Annotated in this window: 4 protein-coding genes and 1 pseudogene; all 5 read right to left on the reverse strand. The window is 32.8% G+C overall.

Features of this window, described 5'->3' with window-relative positions:
* A pseudogene (locus E6771_RS16015) lies at positions 1–1,129 on the reverse strand (autotransporter domain-containing protein); the annotation flags it as partial.
* A 261-nt stretch (positions 1,130–1,390) separates the two neighbouring features.
* Positions 1,391–1,636 (reverse strand): hypothetical protein, encoded by a 246-nt coding sequence (locus E6771_RS16020; protein WP_316092360.1) that lies wholly within the window; start codon positions 1,634–1,636, stop codon positions 1,391–1,393.
* Entirely contained in the window at positions 1,626–1,808 is a 183-nt protein-coding gene (locus E6771_RS16025) for a hypothetical protein (RefSeq protein WP_316092361.1), read from the reverse strand. Before E6771_RS16025 ends, E6771_RS16020 begins: the two co-directional genes overlap by 11 nt.
* Positions 1,809–1,876: 68 nt before the next feature.
* Positions 1,877–2,194, reverse strand: a complete 318-nt coding sequence (locus E6771_RS16030; protein WP_316092365.1) for a hypothetical protein — start codon at positions 2,192–2,194, stop codon at positions 1,877–1,879.
* A gap of 107 nt (positions 2,195–2,301) precedes the next feature.
* The gene (locus E6771_RS16035) at positions 2,302–2,541 is read right to left on the reverse strand and encodes a helix-turn-helix domain-containing protein (protein ID WP_316092363.1); all 240 of its coding nucleotides are present in this window, start codon (positions 2,539–2,541) and stop codon (positions 2,302–2,304) included.
* Positions 2,542–2,713 lie beyond the last annotated feature (172 nt).

The following is a 2,713-nucleotide window of genomic DNA, read 5'->3' on the forward strand; positions in this document are numbered from 1 at the left end:
TAACTCCTGTATTTGTTAAAGTCCCTATTTCACCATTATTAAAAATTCCATAACCAATACTGCTTCCTGTTCCTGTTATTGAACCGCTGTTTGTTAAAGCTCCTATTTCTCCACCATTAACAATTCCAGAACCATTTCCTGTTCCTGTTCCTGTTATTGAACCGCTATTTGTTACAGTCCCTATTTCTCCACCATTATTATAAATTCCAAAACCAGAACCATAACCATTTCCTGTTACTGTTCCTGTTATTGAACCGCTGTTTGTTACAGTCCCTATTTCTCTATTATTATAAATTCCATAACCATAACCATAACCATTTCCTGTTCCTGTTCCTGTTATTAAACCGCTATTTGTTACAGTCCCTATTTCACCACCATTATAAATTCCATAACCATAACCATTTCCTGTTACTGTTCCTGTTATTAAACCGCTATTTGTTACAGTCCCTATTTCTCCACCATTATTATAAATTCCATAACCATAACCATAACCATTTCCTGTTACTGTTATTGAACCACTGTTTGTTACAGTCCCTATTTCACCACCATTATAAATTCCATAACCATAACCATTTCCTGTTACTGTTCCTGTTATTGAACCGCTATTTGTTAAAGTTTCTATTTCACCATTATTAGAAATTCCATAACCAGAATAATTTCCTGTTACTGTTATTAAACCGCTGTTTGTTAAAGTCCCTATTTCACCATCATTATAAATTCCATAACCATAATTATTTCCTGTTACTGTTATTGAACTATTATTTATAAAATTCAAGCCATTTAAATTTCCACTCAATCTAAGTCCATAGCTTATGTCAGCTCCTATATTTCCATTATTTCCACTTGATAACAATGTCATATTATTTATATAAGTTTTTGTTGTTGTATTCCAGCTATTTTTATCACTATATGGGTGTGTTTCACTCCAATTTCCATCAGTACCATTATCATCAGTAGTTACTGTTGTATTAAATTCTATTGTCCCATTATTTTCTCTTATCCACAAATATTCATCTGCTCCCATTACTCCAGTACATGACAACAAAAATCCTACTACTGCTCCTATTGTTATGTTTACACCTCTTTTTTTATTCCCTTTTTTTACTGTTTTCATAAGCTGCTCTATCATATTTTCCTCCCCAATGTGATTTTTATAAGTTATAATAATCTTAAATTCTATTAAAATAGCAAGTGTTCTCTTATATGGATAAAGGCGAACTCTCCCAACTTCCAATATTAACGATTATAACCTTTAAGATTATAAGTGTAAAAAAGCATCTTAAAATTGACATCTTAAAAATAGAGCTCTTTATTCCTATAAATGTTCGCCTTTATCCATAAACATGAACTTTAATAGCTCTATAGGTTTTTAAGGTCTATGAGGTATTTTTTAATCTCTGTATTGTTTTATCAGTTGTTCCTCTATTCTTGTCATTCTCTCCTCGATTCTATTTATTCCATCAGCCAGTGTCTTTATATTTTCTATTCTGAATTTCTCTGCAAATAATCTTTCCTTTTCACATTCTCTCTTATCCAGCTTTTTATCAAACAATGAAAGTGTGTATTTGTGATACGCTAAAAGAAAAGTTCCTGTAGTAGTTATTATCTTGAAAAACAGTTCTGCATTATTGTTCATCTTTCTTTCCCTCCATCTTTCCAAATACTCCCTCATATATTCTGTCATCTATTTTGCTCTCTGTTCTCTTTACCAGTTCCCCTAAGGCGACTATCACTACATTTTCCATTGTCTTTGTTCCCAGCCACTTGCAGATAAAGTATTTTAAGAATTTTATTATCACTATTTTCATATGTATTCCTCCATTTTTTATTTTTTGACAAAAAAAGACTGCAGCTTCTGCCACAGCCCTTTCCCTGATTAAGCTTCTGGTGTATTATTTTTTACATAAAACTGATATGCTGCCAGCAGACTTCTGTACTTGTCTATTGTTTCAAGTGAAGTATTGTAAGACTTGATTTCTTTTTCTGCGCTTGTCTCCCAGTCTTTGTATGATTCATATGCTGAATTTTCTGGAAACGCTGTTCCTGCTTCCACCTGTTCTGCTATATGCTCAAGAGTTGCTGTGATGTCATCTATATTTTTTAATATAGCCTTTTCCCTCTTGATAGCATTTTCCACCTTCTCCATCTCCTTCTTAACCACTGCCAGTATTACCTGATTTTCTCTTCCTTCCATTTTGTTACCTCCTGTTTTATTTTTGTTATACATATATGATACTATACCCAGTCAGGATTAAACAGTGATTCAATGTTATCCTTTGTGACAGATTGTGAAGCCTGAAATTATTCCAGAAGAAAAATTAAACTTTTAGTATAAATTAAAATGCTTGGTCCTATTCTCCTGTAGAGAAGATCTCCCCCATCTACTTTGTCATAGATGGTATTTTTATGCCTTTTTAAATATTTTGCCACTTCCTCAATTGTTGCCCATTCCCCAAGAGATGCTGCCATTTCCTGTGAAAGTGCTTTATTTAGTGGTGAAAGACTCTCTAGTTTCCTGTAAATATATTCTTCCCTATCCATCAGCATTTCCTCCTGCCTTCTCTATTCTCTTTTTTAAATCTCCTTTTCTCATTTTTCCTCCCAGATTTTTATGTGTTTCTGTTAACTTAAATTTATGTGAACTACTCCTAACCTTTTAAGGTATAATAATTTGCTCAAGATTATATATCCTCCCTAAAATGAAAGGAGCAGT

The organism is Fusobacterium sp. (assembly GCF_032477075.1).
In the GTDB taxonomy this organism is placed as follows: Bacteria; Fusobacteriota; Fusobacteriia; order Fusobacteriales; family Fusobacteriaceae; genus Fusobacterium_A.